This window comes from Bradyrhizobium sp. USDA 4472 (assembly GCF_054058595.1).
This window is the reverse complement of record NZ_JBSSAM010000001.1, coordinates 90,979-107,809: the sequence shown is the minus strand read 5'-3', so window position 1 is coordinate 107,809 and position 16,831 is coordinate 90,979. Positions and strand designations below refer to the sequence as shown.

Sequence of the window (16,831 nt, the reverse complement as noted above, 5' to 3'; positions counted from 1 at the left end):
CGACGTTGTGGCCGCGCCCGACGCAGGCGAACCAGACATGCCGAATGCCCCGACCCTCGCTACATTGGCCGACGACCTCGAAAGCGGCCGTACCACCTCGCGCAAGCTGGTCGAGGCCTGCATCGCCAGGATCGCCGATCCGGCCGGCGAGGGGCAGCGCACCTTCATCCATGTCGACAAGGATGCTGCGCTCGCGACGGCCGATGCGATGGATGCCCTGCGCAAGGCCAAGGCCGCGCCGTCGCGCTATGCCGGTATCCCGGTCTCGATCAAGGATCTGTTCGACATCAAGGGCCAGGTGACCCGCGCCGGGTCCCGCGCGCTCGACGATTCCCCGCCGGCCGAGCAGGACGCCGCCACGGTGGCGCGGTTGCGCAAGGCCGGCTTCGTCGTGATCGGCCGCACCAACATGACCGAGTTCGCCTATTCCGGCATCGGCATCAATCCGCACTATGGCACACCCAAAGGCGCCTGGAACCGGGCCGAGGGCCACGTGCCCGGTGGCTCGTCCTCCGGCGCCGCCGTCTCCGTGCTGGATGGCATGGCGCACGGCGCGCTCGGCACCGACACCGGCGGCTCCTGCCGCATTCCCGCCGCCTATAACGGCATCGTCGGCTACAAGCCGACGCAGCGCCGCGTGCCGCTGGACGGTTCCGTGCCGCTGTCGTTCTCGCTCGACAGCATAGGACCCCTGGCGCGATCGGTCAGCTGCTGCGCCATTCTCGATGCGGTGCTCGCGAACGAGGCGATCACAGCGTTGAAGCCGCGCCCGGTGAAGGGAATGCGGCTGGCGGTGCCGACCACCATCGCGCTCGAGGATCTCGATTCAGCGGTTTCCGAGACGTTCGAGCGCGCGCTGAAGTCGCTCGCCGATCACGGCGCCATCATCGAGCGGATCGAGATGCCGGAGTTCCACGACATCGGCCCGATGAACGCCAAGGGCGGCTTTGCGGCCTCCGAAAGCTTCGCCTGGCATCGCTACCTCATCACCTCCAAGGGCGACGTCTACGACCCCCGCGTGTCCGTGCGCATCATGCGCGGCGAGGCGCAGAGCGCGGCCGACTACATCGATCTCCTCAACGAGCGCCGCTCGTTGATTGCGCGGGTCAACGCCCGCATCGCAGTCTTTGACGGGCTGGTGCTGCCGACCACCGCCAACACTCCGCCGAAGATCGCTGATCTCGCCGACGACAAGGCCTTCACCACCCAAAACATGCGCGCGCTGCGCAATTGCACCCTGATCAACATGATCGACGGCTGCGCCATCTCGCTGCCGGCGCATCGCGAGGGCGAGGTGCCCGTCGGCCTGATGCTTGCAGGCGCGGGTGGCTCCGATCGCCGCATCTTGGAGCTGGCTGCGGGCATGGAGGCCGTCATCCGTGTTTGACCTCACTTTCACCGTCGACGCAGAGGATACCACCACGCCGCTGACGCTGGCGATCGATCAGATGGTCATCGCCGGCTGGACCGGCCGCGATCCCGTTGCGCGCGACAAGCACATCGCCGAACTGCAGGAGATGGGTATCGCCCCGCCGGCCTCCACCCCGATCTACTACCGCGCCTCGGCGCGGCGGCTGACCCAGGAAGACAGCATCGAATGCACCGGCGGAAATTCTTCCGGCGAAGTCGAGTTCGTGCTGATCGGCTGGCAGGGCCGTATCTTCGTCGGGTGCGGCTCCGACCACACCGACCGCAAGGTCGAGGCCTACAGCGTGACTGTCTCCAAGCAGATGTGCGACAAGCCGATCGCCTCCACGCTGTGGGAGCTCGAAGACGTCATCGGCCATTGGGACAAGCTGATCCTGCGCTCCTACGCCACGATCAACGGCGTGCGCGTGCTCTACCAGGAGGGCACGCTGGACGCGATGCTGCCGGTCGCCGACCTGATCGCGCGAGGCTTCGAGGACGGAAAATTCCCCGACGGCTGCGCCATGTTCGGCGGCACCTTCGCCGCCAAGGGCGGCATCCGCCCGGCCGAGCGCTTCGATTTCGAGCTTGAGGATCCCGTGCTGAAGAGGACGATCAGGCATGGCTACGACGTGGTGACGCTGCCGGTGAGGGGCTGATCTCTCTCCGCCGTGGTGGCGCGCGCCGCAGCTCTCTCCTCCGTCATTGCGCGCGAAGCGATCCAGACCGGTTCCGCGGTGGGACTCCGGATTGCTTCGCTCCGCTCGCGATGACGGAGAGGGACTCATCGGAAATCGGGTGGCGGAGCGAACGTCCGGCTGCGAAGGTGATTGCCATGACAATGACCGCACGTAAATCAGCTCAACTTTCGCTTCCTGACCTCGCCTCCCATGTCGAGGCCCTCGACTGGCCCCAAATCGCCGCCGAACTCGATTCCCACGGCTGCGCCGTGTTGAAGGGCCTGCTCACGCCCGACCAGTGCCGCGCCATCTCCGCCCTCTATCCCGACGACGAGCACTTCCGCAGCCGCATCGTCATGGGGCGCCACGGTTTTGGCCGCGGAGAATACAAATACTTCTCCTATCCGCTGCCCGATATCATCGCCCAACTGCGCCCGGCGCTCTACGCTCATCTGCAAGGCGTCGCTAACAGCTGGAATGAGGCAATGGGGATCGACATCCGCTATCCCACGGCGCATGCGACCTTCCTGAAGCGCTGCCACGAGGCGGGGCAGCCGCGGCCGACGCCGCTGCTGCTGCAATACGAGGCTGGCGACTACAATTGCCTGCATCAGGATCTCTATGGCGAGCACGTGTTCCCGCTTCAGGTCGCGATTCTCCTGTCCGAGCCCGGCCGCGATTTCACCGGCGGCGAGTTCGTGCTGACCGAGCAGCGCCCGCGCATGCAGTCGCGCGCCGAGGTGGTTCCGCTGGCACAGGGCGATGCGGTTGCTTTCGCTGTGCATCACCGTCCGGTGCAGGGGACGCGCGGCACATATCGCGTTAATCTGCGCCATGGCGTCAGCCGGATCAGGTCCGGTCAGCGCCACACGCTGGGTGTGATCTTTCACGATGCCAAATGAGCGCCGCGATTGACGGCTGATCTGTTCGATAGCGTTGCCGAGGCCCAGCCGTCGCGCGAGGAATTCGCCGTCGGCGCCGTGCTGCTGCGCGGCTTCGTCAGGCCGATCGAAAGCGAGCTGATCGAAGCAGTGCGCGCCATCGTGGCGCAGTCGCCGTTCCGCCGCATGACGACGCCCGGCGGCTACCAGATGTCGGTCGCCATGACCAATTGCGGCGAGCGCGGCTGGATCACCGATCACACCGGCTATCGCTATGATCCCATCGATCCGCGCACCGGCGCGCCGTGGCCGGCGATGCCGCAAGTGCTGCGCGATCTCGCCCGCCGCGCCGCGGAGCAGGGTGGCTTCCAAAGCTTTGCGCCCGATGCCTGCCTGGTCAATCGCTACGAGCCCGGCACGCGGCTGTCGCTGCATCAGGACAAGGACGAGCTGGATTTCTCGGCACCGATCGTCTCGGTCTCGCTCGGCCTGCCCGCGACCTTCCTGTTCGGCGGCCTGGCGCGCGCCGACAAGCCGCGCCGTTTTCGGCTTGTTCATGGTGACGTCGTGGTCTGGGGCGGGCCTAGCAGGCTCGCCTTTCACGGCGTGGCGCCGCTCGCGGAGGGCGAGCACCCGCTGCTCGGGCGCATCAGGATCAATCTGACGTTCCGCCGGACGCGCTGATTTCCGGCTCCCGCGAGGGGAGAAGGGAAGAGTCCCGGAAAGCCGATGTCTCCGTCTACGGCTTCGGCGGGTGAATGAACGCCCACGGGCTGACTTCCGAATCTCTCGTCACCTCGACCGAGATCAGATAGGGGCCGCCATGCGCGAGCGCCTTCTCCATCGCCGCCTTGAACTGATCCGGCGCGGTGACGCGCGCGGAGGCGACACCAAAGGATTCCGCCAACTTCACGAAGTCGGGATTGACCAGATCCGACGCCACCACGCGGCCGTCGAAGCGTTCGCGCTGGTCGCGGCGGACATTGCCATAGGCGTTGTTGTTGAACACCAGCGTCACCACGCCGATGTTGAACTGCACGGCGGTGGCGAGTTCCTGCACGCCGAACATGAAGCCGCCATCGCCGGTGATCGCCACCACGGGCTTGTCAGGATTGGCGACCTTGGCGCCGAGCGCGGTCGGGAAGCCCGAGCCGAGCGTGCCCTGATAGCCCGAGGTGATGAAGGTACGCGGCTGGTAGATCGGAAAGCCGTACCAGGAGGCGAAGCCGAACTGGGACAATTCGTCTGTGACGATTGCGCTCGCCGGCAGCACCTCACGCAAAATGTTGAGATAAGCCATCTGCGGCTGGACGCGCTGGATCTCTGCCAGCGCGGCCGCACTGGCCTCGCGGATCGCGGCGCGGCGGCTCGACGCCTTGCTGTAGCCCGCCTTGCTGACGGCGGCGGCGAGATCGGCGGTTGCGGCCTTGGCGTCAGCGACGATCGCGGTGTTCGACGGGTAGCGCCGCATCTCGACGGGATCGATGTCGATGCGGATGCTCTTGAGGCCGTCGGGCTGGTATGGCCAGCGCGACATGGTCGGCAACTCCAGCCGCGTGCCGATGCCGATCATCAGGTCCGTCTTCGGCCACAGCTTGTAGGCGGCGGCCATGGTCAGGCCAAGCTCGTGCGCATTGGAGACGATGCCGCGGCCGCTGCGGAAGGCGACCACGGGTGCATCGATCATTTCGGCCAGCTCGAGGATTTCCTCGCGCGCCTCGATCGCGCCGCTGCCGACGAAGATCATCGGCGCCTTGCTGCCTTCGATGAGCGCGGCGGCCTGCTTGATCATGTCAGGGTCGGGTTGCGGCGCGGGCAGTGGCTCCAGCACCTGCGCTGCGGCGGTGTCGGCGCGCTGCGTAAAAATGTCCCAGGGCATCTCGACCGAGGCGGGGCCGCGCCGGCCTGAGGTCATCTCCTGGAAGGCTCGTGCCACGGTGGTCGGCGCGTTAGCCGGATGTTCGATACGGTCAGCCCATTTCACATAGCTGCGCAAGGTGGCGAGCTGATCCGGCATCTCGTGCAGATGGCCGCGCCCCTTGCCGAGAAATTGCGTCGGCACCTGGCCGGTGACGCACAGCACCGGCTCGTTGCAGCCGAAGGCGGTGAGCAGCGCCGCGCTCGCATTGAGCACGCCGGGGCCGGGCACCACGCTGAATACGCCTGGCTTGCCGCTCGAACGGGCATAGCCGAACGCCATGTAGCCGCAGGCCTGCTCGTGCCGCGCGCCGATGACCTTGAGCCGGGCTTGGTGGAAGGCGTCGAACAGGCCGTAGACCTGTGCGCCGGGCAGGCCGAACACGGTGTCGACACCGTGGGCGACGAGCCCGCTTACGATCGCTTCGCCGCCGGTGAGGGTGGTCATTGCATCATTCCAATCTTGTTCAGGCTTCGTCGACGACACCGTTGCGCAAGATGCCGATGCCTTCCGCTGCGACCTCGATCACATCTCCGGGCTTCAGATAGCGCGGCGGATCGAACCGCGCACCGGCGCCGGTCGGCGTGCCCGTGACGATGATGTCGCCGGGCACGAGCGTCGCGAAGGTCGAGATATAGCTGATGAGATAGCGGAACGGAAACATCAGCCGGCTGGTGCGGTCGTCCTGCCTCAGTTCGCCGTTGACATGCGTGGTCAGGCGGATATCGGCAAGCTGGGCTTCCCTGGTGTAAGGCACCAGCCATGGCCCGAGGCTGCCGCTGGAATCGAAATTCTTGCCCTGCGTGACGTTGAATTTGGCGTGGCGCAGCCAGTCGCGCACCGAGCCTTCGTTGCAGAGCGTCAGTGCGGCGATGTGATCGAGCGCGGCGCTTTCCTTGATGTGCCGGCCCTCCTTGCCGATCACCAGCACGATCTCGCCCTCGTAGTCGAGCTGCGCCGAAGCGTGCGGACGCACCAGTGGCGTGTCGTGGCCGACGAAGGAGCGTGGCCCCCGCATGAACATGCTCGGATATTTCGGCGCGTCCTGGCCGTCCTTGTACTCGGCATTGCGGTCAGGATAGTTGACGCCGATGCAGATGATCTTTTCCGGTGCGGGCACCGGCGGCAGCCAGGTGATCTCGCTGAGCGCGTGAACCGGCGTGCGGCCGGCGGCTTCCTCGGCAAGGCTCACCAGCTTGCCGGCCGCGATGATCTCGCGCAGCGTCGGATAGTCTTTCGCATAGCGCGCCGAGAGATCGACAATGCCGCCCTCCAAGACGGCGCCGTAACGGGTTTCACCCTTGACCGAGTAGGTGGCGAGGCGAGGGAGTTTCATGGCTCAATCCGCCACCAGCACGTCGGCCACGAATTTCGGCTCGCGCACGGCCTGGCCCGGGAACGGCGAGCCCTGCTCGAACCAGGAGCGCGGCGCCGGCGCGCCCCACAGCGTCTGGCGGCGCGGATCGCGCAGCGACCAGCGCAGCGGTTCGTGGTCGTGATCTCCGGTAAAGTAATCGCTGGTGTAGAGCTCCAGCCGATGTCCATCAGGATCGCGGACGTAAAGGAAGAATGCGTTCGAGATGCCGTGACGGCCGGGGCCGCGCTCGATGTTCTTGACGAAACCTGCGGAGGCCATGACGTCGCAGAGATGAATGATGTTCATCGCTGTCGGCGTCCAGTAGGCGAAATGATGCAGCCGCGGGCCCTTGCCGTTGGTGATCGCAAAATCGTGGACATTGCCCTTGCGATGCATCCAGGCCGCCGCGATGCGGCCATTCGGTCCGTCCTCTTCGGCGTATTCGGTGAGGCGGAAGCCGAGCCGCGCGTAGAACTCGACGGTGTCCTGCACCTCGGCCGCAAACACGTTGAAATGATCGAGCCGCTGCGGGTGGCATCCCCGGTAGAGATCGAAGCGGCGCAGCAGATGCGGTCGGCGCTCCATCGCCGCATAGAGCTCGATCTCGAAGCCGAAGGGGTCGGTGAATTGCAGCGTGCGGCCCTGGAACGGCTGATCGACGAAAGCGTAGCCAAGACCGTTCTCGGAGAGAAACTTTGCCGCCTTGTCGAGATCGCCGTCATTGCCGACCTTGAAGCCGAGCCGGTTACAGGCCGGCACCGCCGCCTTGCGCAGCACCAGCGAGTGGTGCTGATGCTCTTCGGCCGCGCGCAGGTAAACGACGTCATCGTCGGAATCCTCGACATGCAGGCCGACGACCGTCTCGTAGAACGCGCGGCTCAACTTCAGGTCGGTGACGCCGAGCACGACGTGGCTGGAGCGGATGATGTTGAACGGCGGCTCGAAGATATGTTGCGGTACGGGCATTTGCGTTTCCCCTCGGAACGACGAGCGTCAGAGTCCCAGTTTCTGGATCTTGTGCGTGCCCCGCGCCAGCGAGACATGCTTGGTCTCCATGTAGAAGTCGAACGAGTAGTCGCCGCCGTCGCGGCCGATGCCCGAGGCCTTCATGCCGCCGAACGGCGTCGGCAGATGGCGGACGTTTTCCGAGTTCAGCCAGATCATGCCGGCCTCCAGCGCGTCGGCGACGCGCAGCGCGCGGCCGACATTGTCGGTCCAGACATAGCCGGTGAGACCATAACGAATGTCGTTGGCGATCTCGATCGCTTCTGCTTCGTCCTTGAAGGGCAGCACGGTCAGGAAGGGGCCGAACACCTCCTCCTGTGCCACGCGCATCTTGCCGTGCGCACCTGTGACCAGCGTCGGCTCGACATAGTGGCCGCCGCCCGGGCCGTCATAGGCCTTGCCGCCGACCGCGATGGTGGCGCCATCCTGGCGCGCGACGTCGAAGTAGGAGCAGACCTTTGCCAGATGCCTCTCGTGGATCAAGGGTCCGATCTCGGTCGCGGGATCCAGGGGATGGCCGACCTTCAGCGCCTTTACGCGCGCCGTCAGCTTCGCCACGAATTTTTCGGCGATGGTCTGCTGGACCAGCAGCCGGCTCGAGGAGGTGCAGCGCTCGCCATTGAGCGAGTAGATCATGAACACGACGGCATCGAGCGCGCGGTCGAGATCGGCATCGTCGAACACGATCACCGGGTTCTTGCCGCCGAGCTCGAAATGAACGCGTTTCAGGGTCGGCGCGCCCTGGACCATGATGGCGGAGCCCGTCGCGCTCTCGCCGACGAAGCCGATCGCCTTGATGGCGGGATGTTCGGTCAGCGCCTTGCCGGCTTCTTCGCCGAAGCCGTGCACGGTGTTGAGCACACCGTCGGGCACGCCGGCGTCCTTGGCGAGCTTTGCCAGAACAGCGGCCGTCACGGGCGACCATTCGGCCGGCTTGTGCACCACCGTGCAGCCGGCTGCGAGCGCGGGAGCGATCTTCCAGGTTGAGAGCATGAACGGCGTGTTCCAGGGCGTGATCACGCCGACCGGGCCGATCGGGACGCGCGTCGAGATGTTCCAATGCTCGTCGCTCGGCGTACTGAGGCCATCGCGCGCCTCGGCGCATTTGTCGGCGAAGAAGCGGAAATTCTCGGCCGCCCGAATCGCGGCCTTGGCCATGAAGCGATAGGCCTGCCCGGTGTCGATGCATTCGAGCACGGCGATGTCTTCGGCGTTGTCCTCGATCGCGTCCGCGACGCGATGCAGCAGCTTCTTCCGCATCGCGGGGCCCATGTCCCGCCAGGATTTGAACGCGAGCGCGGCGGCGGTGGCCGCGCGATCGATATCCTCGGCGTTGCCCCGGGCGACGCTCGCGAGCGTTGCACCATCCACCGGCGATTTCGTCTCGAACCTCTCGCCCGAGATCGAAGGGACGATCTTGCCGTCGATCATGTGATCGATCCCGTCCGCCTGCAGCTTCTTCAGCAGCGGCGCTGCGCGGTCGCGATTGGCCTGGAACATGTCGGCTTTGGGTGTTGGCTTATCCATGGGCTGTCTCCACTTTCAGGGCGTCGTGGATGTTGTTGCGCTTCCAGCTGGTGTCCTTGTCGTTGATCTGCATGTCGAACGACAGGGCGAACTTGCCGGCGGTGAAGACAGGATCAAGATGCTTCGAGAGCGCCTGGAAGACGTGCTCCCCCGCTTTCTGGCGGGTCGGAAGATCGCGCCCCTCGCCGATGCGCAGCACCATGTCCAGGAAACCGTAGTCCTGCCCGGCGTCGGCGATCGCATAATGCTCGCATTTGATGGCGCGGACGCGGATGCCGCCGAGCGGGAAGATGCCCGTCTCGACCGCGGCCTTGCGCACGACTTCGCAGACGGCGCCGATGTCGAGGCGGCTGTCGAGATTGGCCGAATATTCGATCGTGAAATGCGGCATGGCGGTTTCATTCCCCGTGTCGTCTTATTGCTTTCTAAGCGAAGTAGCAGCTGACCGAGCCGTAGGCGCCATAATCGGCTTGAATTGTGTCGCCCCTGCGGGTCTCGATCGGACGGATGAAGGAGCCGGCGAGCACGATCTGGCCGGGCTCCAGCGCAAGCCCGAGCGGCGCGATCTTGTTCGCGAGCCAGGCCACCGATGTGGCGGGATGGTTGAGCACGCCGGCCGCAAGGCCGGTCTCTTCCAGCTGACCGTTCTTGAAGCAGAGCGCACCGATCCAGCGCAGATCCGCCTGCAGCGGCCCGATCGGCCGGCCGCCGAGCACGATGCCGGCATTCGCGGCATTGTCTGCGATGGTATCATGGATCTTGCGCGTGGCTTTGGTGTCGGGGTCGACGCGCTCGATGCGCGTGTCCAGGATCTCGAGCGCCGGCACCACGAAGTCGGTGGCGTTGAGCACATCGAACATGGTGCAATCGGGTCCTTCGAGCCGCTTGCTCATGACGAAGGCAAGCTCAGCCTCGACGCGGGTGGCGATGAAGCGCTCGCTCGGGACGAGGCCGCCATCGGCGAAGAACATGTCGTCGAGCAGCACGCCGGAGTCAGGCTCGTTGATGTCAAGCGCGCTCTGCATCGCCTTCGAGGTCAGGCCGATCTTGTGGCCTTTGACGCGGCGTCCCTCGGCAACCTTGATATCGACCCACGCCTTCTGAATCGCGTAGGCATCGGCGATGGTAATGTCAGGGAAGTCCTGCGAGAGCTGCCGGATCTGCACGCGGGTCTTTTCCGCCTGGTGCAGACGGTTCGCGGAAGCCTGGATATCGTCTTTGGAAAGCGCCATTGATGATCGACCTATGTCGCGGTGCCGGGAGATGCTTAACATGTTAAGTGAATGGGTCAAACACAATTCGAACTTTGCTGCACTGCAAACGTTTCGCGGTCTGAAAGGGCGTCATGGTGAAAAGACCCGCTGACCCCGCCAACGGCGACGCATCTGCGGCGCGACAAGTGCCGATGCGCGATTTCTCGCGCTCGCTGCCGATGTCCTTGCTCAGGGCACGCGAAGCGGTGATGCGGCAATTTCGTCCCAATCTGCGCGAGCACGGTCTGACCGAGCAGCAGTGGCGCATCCTGCGCGCGCTTGCCGCCATCGAGGCCGCCGAGGTGACGGAACTTGCGCGTACCGCGTTTCTCCTCGGGCCGAGCCTGTCGCGGATCCTGCGCGATCTCGAGGCGCGCAATCTGATCGAGCGCAGGACGGCAAAGACGGATCAGCGCCGCAGCATGGTCTCGATCTCCAGGGAAGGCGTCAAGCTGATGGCGTCGGTCGCGCCGTCCTCCGAGGCGATCTATGCCGAAATCACGCAGCGTTTTGGCGCGCGCAAGCTCGCCGAGTTGCAGGAGATGCTTGGAGAGCTCGAAGAAAGTCTGGCGGGACTAGGCGGCGACGGGACTGGTGCCGAGGAGTGAAAGCGCATACGCGCGGCCGGGCGACGCCAGCCAAGGACATCGCCGGTGTTTTTCGGTCAAAGGCGCTGATTCCCCGCAATCCCGAGTGGAAAAAACCCCGATAGACCGCACCAGGGCAGCATTCTCTTGCCGGACGGCACCGGGGCGGCGATAGTGACCGCACCTCGCGGGGCCGTCAGCTAAAGCGCGACCGCATAGGTCTTGCGTCATTGCGAGCGTAGCGCGGCGGCCCGGTTCGCGGTAACAGCGAGATCGTGCTGTGGCGGCGCCCAGTGCGGGACGAAGGTCCAATAACACCGTCCAAGAACACGGTCCCAAACGAACGAAGAAGGAAGGCAACGTGGCGAATAAGGTCAAGGAAATCTGGAAGTCGGGCAAGGCCGTCGTCAATGCGTGGCTGGCTATACCCTCCGGCTTCTCGGCTGAGATGATCGCGCAATGCGGCTTCGACAGCGTCACGGTCGACATGCAGCATGGCGTGCAGGATTATCTGTCGATGGTGCAGTGCTTCCAGGCCATGGACAAGCATCCCGTGACCCCGATGGTCCGCGTGCCCTGGAACGAGCCCGGCATCATCGGCAAGGTTCTCGACGGCGGCGCCTATGGCGTGATCTGCCCGATGGTCAACACGGCGCAGGAAGCCAGGAACCTCGTTTCCTATTCCAAATATCCGCCGCAGGGCGTCCGCTCAAACGGCCCGATCCGCGCCGGCATGTACGGCACCGCAGGCTCTTATCAGAAGACCGCGAACGCCGACACCATCCTGCTGCCGATGATGGAGACGAAGACGGCTGTCGAGAACATGGAAGCGATCTTCGACGTCGAGGGCATCGACGGCGTCTATATCGGGCCGTCCGATCTCGGTTTCTCCTACGGCCTCGAGCCGAAGCTCGATCGCACCGAGCCCGAGATCCTCGCGATCTACGAGAAGATCATTAGGGAGTGCGGCAAGCGCGGCCTCAATGCGGGCATCCATTGCAGCGGCGCCGAAGGTGCTGCGCGAGCCATCAACATGGGTTTCAAGCTGGTGACGCTCTCGAACGAGGTTGGCCTGATGACCACCTACGCCAAGATGCAGGTCAACGCGACCCGCAAGGATTCGGCCGGCAAGGCCTAGGAAACTTGCGAATGGCGAATGGGGAGTAGCGAATAGCGCTACTCCCCTTTTCCATTCGGAACTCGCCACTCACTATTCGCCCAAGGAGACTCCCATGACCATCAGCCCCGTCATCCGCCTCCATCCCGATGATGGCGTGCTGATTGCGCGCGCGAGCCTGCCGCCGGGGACGGTCGTCGCCGACGGCGTGACCACTGTCGAGCGCATTCCCTCCGGCCACAAGGTTGCGATCAAGCCGTTCGCCGTCGGCGAGCCTGTCATCCGCTACGGCCAGATCATCGGCTTTGCGACCGCGCCCATCGCGCCGGGCCAGCACGTGCATGTGCAGAACATCGGCATGGGCGATTTCGCCAAGGACTATGCCTATTGCGCCGACGTCAAGCCGACGCCGAACTTCGACCTGCCGGCGACCTTCGAGGGCATCCGCCGTCCTGACGGCCGCGTCGCCACGCGCAATTACATCGGCATCCTCACCTCCGTGAATTGCAGCGCGCACGTCGCGGGCCTCGTCGCCGACGTCTTCAAGAAGAATCCCTTCACCGGCGACAATCCGCTGGCCGAATTCCCCAACGTCGACGGCGTGGTCGCGCTGACCCACAAGACCGGCTGCGGCATGACGCAGAACGAGCCGCTCGCGCTGCTCCGCCGCACGCTCGGCGGCTATGCGCGGCACGTCAATTTCTCCCACGTCATCGTGCTCGGCCTCGGTTGCGAGGTGAACCAGATCGGCGGGCTGATGGAAGAGCAGAAGCTCGCCGGCCGCCTGCGCGCGATGGACATCCAGGAGGTCGGCGGCACCCGCAAGACGGTGGAAGCCGGCATCGCCTTCGTGCGCGAGGCGCTCGCCGACTCCAATAAGGTGAAGCGCGAGCCCGTGCCGGTGAGCGAGCTCACCGTGGCGCTGCAATGCGGCGGTTCGGACGGTTATTCCGGCGTGTCGGCCAATCCGGCGCTGGGTGCGGCGAGCGATCTCATCGTGCGTCACGGCGGTACCGTCATTCTGTCGGAAACGCCGGAGACCTACGGCGCCGAGCATCTCTTGACGCGCCGCGCGGTCAGCCGCGAGGTCGGCGAGAAGCTCGTCGATCTGATGCGCTGGTGGGACGAATACACTGAGCGCGAAGGCGCCGAGATGAACGCCAATCCGAGCCCCGGCAACAAGGCCGGCGGTCTCACCACCATCCTGGAGAAGTCGCTCGGCGCGATGGCGAAGGCGGGCACCACCAATCTCGTCGACGTGCTGCGCTACGCCGAGCCGGTGACGAAGCGCGGCTTCGTGTTCATGGACACGCCCGGCTACGATCCGGTCGCCGCAACCGGCCAGGTCGCCGGCGGCGCCAATCTCGTCTGCTTCACCACCGGCCGCGGCAGCGTGTTCGGCTGCAAGCCGGCGCCCTCGATCAAGCTTGCCACCAACACGCCCATGTACAAGCGCATGGAAGAGGACATGGACGTCAATTGCGGCACCATCCTCGAGGGCGAGGAGACCGTCCAGGAGTGCGGCCAGCGCATCTTCGATCTCATCCTGAAGACCGCCTCGGGACAGCGGACCAAGAGCGAAAGCTTCGATTTCGGCGGCGCCGAGTTCGCGCCCTGGGTGTTAGGGGCGACCATGTGAGAGGGGCGAATGGCCAACAGGGAGTAGCGAATAGAGCAAGTCTTCGGCAATTCGCCGTGCGCTACTCACCACTCGCCCGTGCCGTAGGCACGCACTGCCCGTTGTTAGTGCTTGATCGAGGTCACATCAGGTGTTCTGCTCAAAAAAGCTGCTGGAGCACCGCACCCCGTGTCGATCTACGTCGCACTGCATCACGTCACGCACTACAAATACGACCGCCCGATCGATCTGGGACCGCAAACCATACGCCTGCGGCCGGCGCCGCACACGCGGACGCCAATCCTGAGCTATTCGCTCAAGGTCACGCCATCAAATCATTTCGTGAACTGGCAGCAGGATCCGCAAGGTAACTGGCTCGCCCGCTACGTCTTCCCGGAAAAGACCACCGAGCTGAAATTCGAGGTCGACTTCACGGCGCAGATGACGACGGTCAATCCGTTCGATTTCTTCGTCGAGCCCTACGCCGACAGCTTTCCGTTCGAATATCCCCGGGATCTCAAGAGCGAGCTGGCGCCGTATCTCGAGACCATCAAGCCCGATCCAGCGTTCGCCAAATATCTGGCCTCGATTCCGCGCGAGGCGCCGAACACGGTCAACTTCCTGGTCGAGCTCAATCGCGAACTGCAGAAGAAGATCAACTACATCATCCGCATGGAGCCTGGCGTGCAGACGCCGGAGGAGACGCTGACCTCCTGCGCCGGATCATGCCGCGACTCCGCCTGGCTGTTGATCCAGACCTTCCGTCATCTCGGTCTCGCCGCCCGTTTCGTCTCCGGCTATCTGGTCCAGATCCGCCCCGACATCGACCCGATCGAGGGACCGCCCGAGGTCGAGAACGACTTCACCGATCTGCACGCCTGGGCCGAGGTTTACCTGCCGGGCGCGGGCTGGATCGGCTTCGATGCGACATCAGGCATGTTGGCAGGCGAGGGGCACATCCCCGTTGCCGCCACGCCGCATTATCGCTCTGCCGCGCCAATCTCCGGCGCTGCCAGTTTTGCCGAAGTCGAGTTCGCCTTCGACATGAGCGTGCGACGTATCCGCGAGGCGCCGCGCATCACAAAACCGTTCTCCGACGAGTCGTGGGCGCGACTCAACGATCTCGGCGAGCAGGTCGATGGCGATCTCGCGGCGCAAGACGTGCGGCTCACCATGGGCGGCGAGCCGACTTTCGTGTCCGTGGATGATCTCGAAGCGGCGGAATGGAACACGGAAGCTGTGGGCCCGACCAAGCGCGCCCTTGGCGACGAACTGATCCGCCGCCTGCGCACGCGCTTTGCGCCGGGCGGTCTGCTGCATTACGGGCAGGGCAAGTGGTATCCGGGCGAGAGCCTGCCGCGCTGGGCCTTCGGCCTCTACTGGCGCAAGGACGGCGCGCCGATCTGGAAGAATGCCGACCTGATCGCGAAGATCGAAAATCCCAGGCGGGCCCAGACCGAGGACGCCGAGGATTTCATGGAAGGTATGGCCGCGCGTCTGGGGCTCGATCCCGGCTACATCATCCCAGCCTACGAGGACACGGTCTACTGGCTTCAGAAGGAAGCCGAGCTTCCGCTCAACGTCGATCCCTCCAACTCGCAATTGTCCGATCCCGAAGCGCGTGCGCGCATGGCGCGGGTGTTCAATCAGGGCCTCCGCGCGCCACGCGGCTTCGTGCTGCCCGTGCAGCGCTGGAATGCGCCGCCGCGCTGGCGCAGCGAGCGCTGGCAACTCCGGCGCGGTCACCTGTTCCTGTCGCCGGGCGATTCCCCGCTCGGTCTGCGCCTGCCGATCGGCTCGCTCGGCTACGTGCCGCCCAATCAATATCCCTATGTCGTCGAGCAGGACCCGATGGAGGCGCGCGGCAAGCTTCCGGTGTTCACGCTCCCCGAGCGCCCGAAAGCGCCGCCGCGGGTCGCGCCCGAGCAGCTCAACACGTCGATTCCCGTCCGGACCGCGCTGTCCATCGAGGTTCGCGACGGCGTGATCTGCGCGTTCATGCCACCGGTCGAGCGCATCGAGGATTATCTCGAACTGGTCGCGGCGGTCGAGGCCACCGCCGAGGAGATGCGGCTCCAGGTCCATGTCGAAGGCTATGCCCCGCCATTCGATCCGCGCATCGAGGTGATCAAGGTGACGCCCGACCCTGGTGTCATCGAGGTCAACATCCAGCCGGCGCAGTGCTGGCGCGAGGCGGTCGAGATCACCTCCGGCCTCTACGAGGACGCCGGCAAGGTGCGTCTCGGCGCCAATCGCTTCCTCGTCGACGGCCGCCATACCGGCACCGGCGGCGGCAATCACGTCGTGATCGGCGGCTCGAGCCCGCAGGATTCGCCGTTCCTGCGCCGCCCCGATCTGCTGAAGAGCCTCGTGCTGTACTGGCAGCGGCATCCGTCGCTGTCCTATTTCTTCTCCGGCCTCTTCATCGGCCCGACCAGCCAGGCGCCGCGCATCGACGAAGCTCGCCATGACAGCATCTACGAGCTCGAGATCGCGCTCTCGCATGTGCCGCCGCCGGGCCATCAGGCGCCGCTATGGCTGGTGGACCGGCTGTTCCGGCATCTGCTCGTCGACATCACCGGTAACACCCATCGCGCCGAGATCTGCATCGACAAGCTCTATTCGCCTGACGGTCCCACCGGGCGGCTCGGCCTCGTCGAATTCCGCGCGCTCGAAATGCCGCCGGACCCGCGCATGTCACTGGCGCAGCAACTCTTGATCCGCGCGCTGATCGCAAAATTCTGGCGCGAGCCGCAACAAGGCAAGTTCGTGCGCTGGGGCACCGCGCTGCATGATCGCTTCATGTTGCCACATTTCATCTGGGAAGATTTCCAGAACGTGCTCTCCGAACTCAAGACATCAGGTTATCCGTTCGAGCCGGAATGGTATCTGGCCCAGCTCGAATTTCGCTTTCCCGCCTTTGGCCGCATCCACCATGGTGGCGTGACGCTGGAATTGCGCCAGGCCCTGGAGCCCTGGCATGTGCTCGGCGAGGAAGGGGCGGCCGGCGGCACCGTGCGCTACGTCGATAGCTCGGTCGAGCGGCTTCAGGTCAAGGCGGAGGGTTTTGTGGAGGGCCGCCACGTCGTGGCCTGCAACGGCCGCCGCCTGCCGATGACCTCGACCGGCCGCTCAGGCGAAGCCGTGGCGGGCGTCCGCTTCAAGGCCTGGCAGCCGGCCTCCGGCCTGCATCCGACCATCCCGGTCCACGCGCCCCTGACGTTCGACCTGATCGACACCTGGAACGGCCGCTCGCTCGGCGGCTGCGTCTACCACGTTGCCCATCCCGGCGGTCGCAACTACGACACCAAGCCCGTCAACACGTACGAGGCCGAGGCGCGGCGGCTGGCGCGCTTCCAGGACCACGGCCATACGCCCGGCCCGATGCAGCCGCCGCCCGAGGAACGCACAAATGAATTTCCGCTGACCCTCGACTTGCGGACACCGCTCCTGCAATGAGTATGGGGGTGGGGCAGGGAGA

Annotated in this window: 14 protein-coding genes; 8 read left to right on the top strand and 6 right to left on the bottom strand. The window is 65.1% G+C overall.

Features of this window, described 5'->3' with window-relative positions:
* The first annotated feature begins 37 nt into the window (after positions 1-37).
* The 4 genes from ACVWZ4_RS00495 (at position 38) to alkB (ending at position 3,652) form a co-directional block, all read left to right on the top strand.
* A complete protein-coding gene (locus ACVWZ4_RS00495; protein WP_456738113.1) occupies positions 38-1,387 on the top strand; it encodes an amidase in 1,350 nt (449 codons plus the stop codon).
* Entirely contained in the window at positions 1,380-2,066 is a 687-nt protein-coding gene (locus ACVWZ4_RS00490) for a DUF2848 domain-containing protein (protein WP_456739616.1), read from the top strand. The genes ACVWZ4_RS00495 and ACVWZ4_RS00490 overlap by 8 nt, the downstream gene beginning before the upstream one ends.
* Positions 2,067-2,242: 176 nt before the next feature.
* Positions 2,243-2,989, top strand: coding sequence for a 2OG-Fe(II) oxygenase (locus ACVWZ4_RS00485; RefSeq protein WP_456738488.1), 747 nt, complete (start codon positions 2,243-2,245; stop codon positions 2,987-2,989).
* A gap of 9 nt (positions 2,990-2,998) precedes the next feature.
* Positions 2,999-3,652 carry a DNA oxidative demethylase AlkB gene (alkB, locus tag ACVWZ4_RS00480; RefSeq protein WP_456739614.1) on the top strand — a complete coding sequence of 218 codons (654 nt, stop codon included), beginning with the start codon at positions 2,999-3,001 and terminating at the stop codon, positions 3,650-3,652.
* 55 nt (positions 3,653-3,707) lie between these two features.
* Here alkB and ACVWZ4_RS00475 read toward each other — a convergent pair whose 3' ends face one another.
* Genes ACVWZ4_RS00475 through hpaH form a run of 6 tightly spaced genes read right to left on the bottom strand, consistent with a single transcriptional unit; the run spans position 3,708 to position 10,007 of the window.
* Positions 3,708-5,333, bottom strand: a complete 1,626-nt coding sequence (locus ACVWZ4_RS00475) for a thiamine pyrophosphate-dependent enzyme (RefSeq protein ID WP_456739613.1) — start codon at positions 5,331-5,333, stop codon at positions 3,708-3,710.
* Positions 5,334-5,352: 19 nt separating this feature from the next.
* A complete protein-coding gene (locus tag ACVWZ4_RS00470) occupies positions 5,353-6,222 on the bottom strand; it encodes a fumarylacetoacetate hydrolase family protein (protein WP_456702529.1) in 870 nt (289 codons plus the stop codon).
* 3 nt (positions 6,223-6,225) lie between these two features.
* Positions 6,226-7,209: a 3,4-dihydroxyphenylacetate 2,3-dioxygenase gene (gene hpaD / locus ACVWZ4_RS00465; protein ID WP_456738118.1), complete on the bottom strand. Its 984-nt coding sequence runs from the start codon at positions 7,207-7,209 to the stop codon at positions 6,226-6,228.
* Positions 7,210-7,236: 27 nt separating this feature from the next.
* Positions 7,237-8,775 carry a 5-carboxymethyl-2-hydroxymuconate semialdehyde dehydrogenase gene (hpaE, locus tag ACVWZ4_RS00460; RefSeq protein ID WP_456738119.1) on the bottom strand — a complete coding sequence of 513 codons (1,539 nt, stop codon included), beginning with the start codon at positions 8,773-8,775 and terminating at the stop codon, positions 7,237-7,239.
* Entirely contained in the window at positions 8,768-9,166 is a 399-nt protein-coding gene (locus tag ACVWZ4_RS00455) for a 5-carboxymethyl-2-hydroxymuconate isomerase (RefSeq protein ID WP_456702532.1), read from the bottom strand. The genes hpaE and ACVWZ4_RS00455 overlap by 8 nt, the downstream gene beginning before the upstream one ends.
* A gap of 34 nt (positions 9,167-9,200) precedes the next feature.
* Positions 9,201-10,007 carry a 2-oxo-hept-4-ene-1,7-dioate hydratase gene (gene hpaH, locus ACVWZ4_RS00450; protein ID WP_456739612.1) on the bottom strand — a complete coding sequence of 269 codons (807 nt, stop codon included), beginning with the start codon at positions 10,005-10,007 and terminating at the stop codon, positions 9,201-9,203.
* 113 nt (positions 10,008-10,120) lie between these two features.
* Between hpaH and hpaR the strand changes: the two genes are divergently transcribed.
* The 4 genes from hpaR to ACVWZ4_RS00430 all read left to right on the top strand — a co-directional run bounded on the left by hpaR (position 10,121) and on the right by ACVWZ4_RS00430 (position 16,809).
* Positions 10,121-10,636: a homoprotocatechuate degradation operon regulator HpaR gene (gene hpaR, locus ACVWZ4_RS00445; RefSeq protein WP_456702534.1), complete on the top strand. Its 516-nt coding sequence runs from the start codon at positions 10,121-10,123 to the stop codon at positions 10,634-10,636.
* A gap of 340 nt (positions 10,637-10,976) precedes the next feature.
* Entirely contained in the window at positions 10,977-11,753 is a 777-nt protein-coding gene (locus tag ACVWZ4_RS00440) for an HpcH/HpaI aldolase family protein (protein WP_456702535.1), read from the top strand.
* A 94-nt stretch (positions 11,754-11,847) separates the two neighbouring features.
* Complete coding sequence (locus tag ACVWZ4_RS00435; protein WP_456702536.1) at positions 11,848-13,371, top strand: UxaA family hydrolase; 1,524 nt, start codon at positions 11,848-11,850, stop codon at positions 13,369-13,371.
* A gap of 168 nt (positions 13,372-13,539) precedes the next feature.
* Positions 13,540-16,809, top strand: a complete 3,270-nt coding sequence (locus ACVWZ4_RS00430; RefSeq protein WP_456789940.1) for a transglutaminase family protein — start codon at positions 13,540-13,542, stop codon at positions 16,807-16,809.
* Positions 16,810-16,831 lie beyond the last annotated feature (22 nt).

Excerpts from the sequence above, each read along its gene's own strand:
- ACVWZ4_RS00455 (WP_456702532.1), bottom strand. The coding sequence starts at position 9,166 with ATGCCGCATTTCACGATCGAATATTCGGCCAATCTCGACAGCCGCCTC.
- hpaR (WP_456702534.1), top strand. The coding sequence starts at position 10,121 with ATGGTGAAAAGACCCGCTGACCCCGCCAACGGCGACGCATCTGCGGCG.
- ACVWZ4_RS00475 (WP_456739613.1), bottom strand. The coding sequence starts at position 5,333 with ATGACCACCCTCACCGGCGGCGAAGCGATCGTAAGCGGGCTCGTCGCC.
- ACVWZ4_RS00495 (WP_456738113.1), top strand. The coding sequence starts at position 38 with ATGCCGAATGCCCCGACCCTCGCTACATTGGCCGACGACCTCGAAAGC.
- hpaE (WP_456738119.1), bottom strand. The coding sequence starts at position 8,775 with ATGGATAAGCCAACACCCAAAGCCGACATGTTCCAGGCCAATCGCGAC.
- ACVWZ4_RS00435 (WP_456702536.1), top strand. The coding sequence starts at position 11,848 with ATGACCATCAGCCCCGTCATCCGCCTCCATCCCGATGATGGCGTGCTG.
- hpaD (WP_456738118.1), bottom strand. The coding sequence starts at position 7,209 with ATGCCCGTACCGCAACATATCTTCGAGCCGCCGTTCAACATCATCCGC.
- ACVWZ4_RS00485 (WP_456738488.1), top strand. The coding sequence starts at position 2,243 with ATGACAATGACCGCACGTAAATCAGCTCAACTTTCGCTTCCTGACCTC.
- hpaH (WP_456739612.1), bottom strand. The coding sequence starts at position 10,007 with ATGGCGCTTTCCAAAGACGATATCCAGGCTTCCGCGAACCGTCTGCAC.
- ACVWZ4_RS00470 (WP_456702529.1), bottom strand. The coding sequence starts at position 6,222 with ATGAAACTCCCTCGCCTCGCCACCTACTCGGTCAAGGGTGAAACCCGT.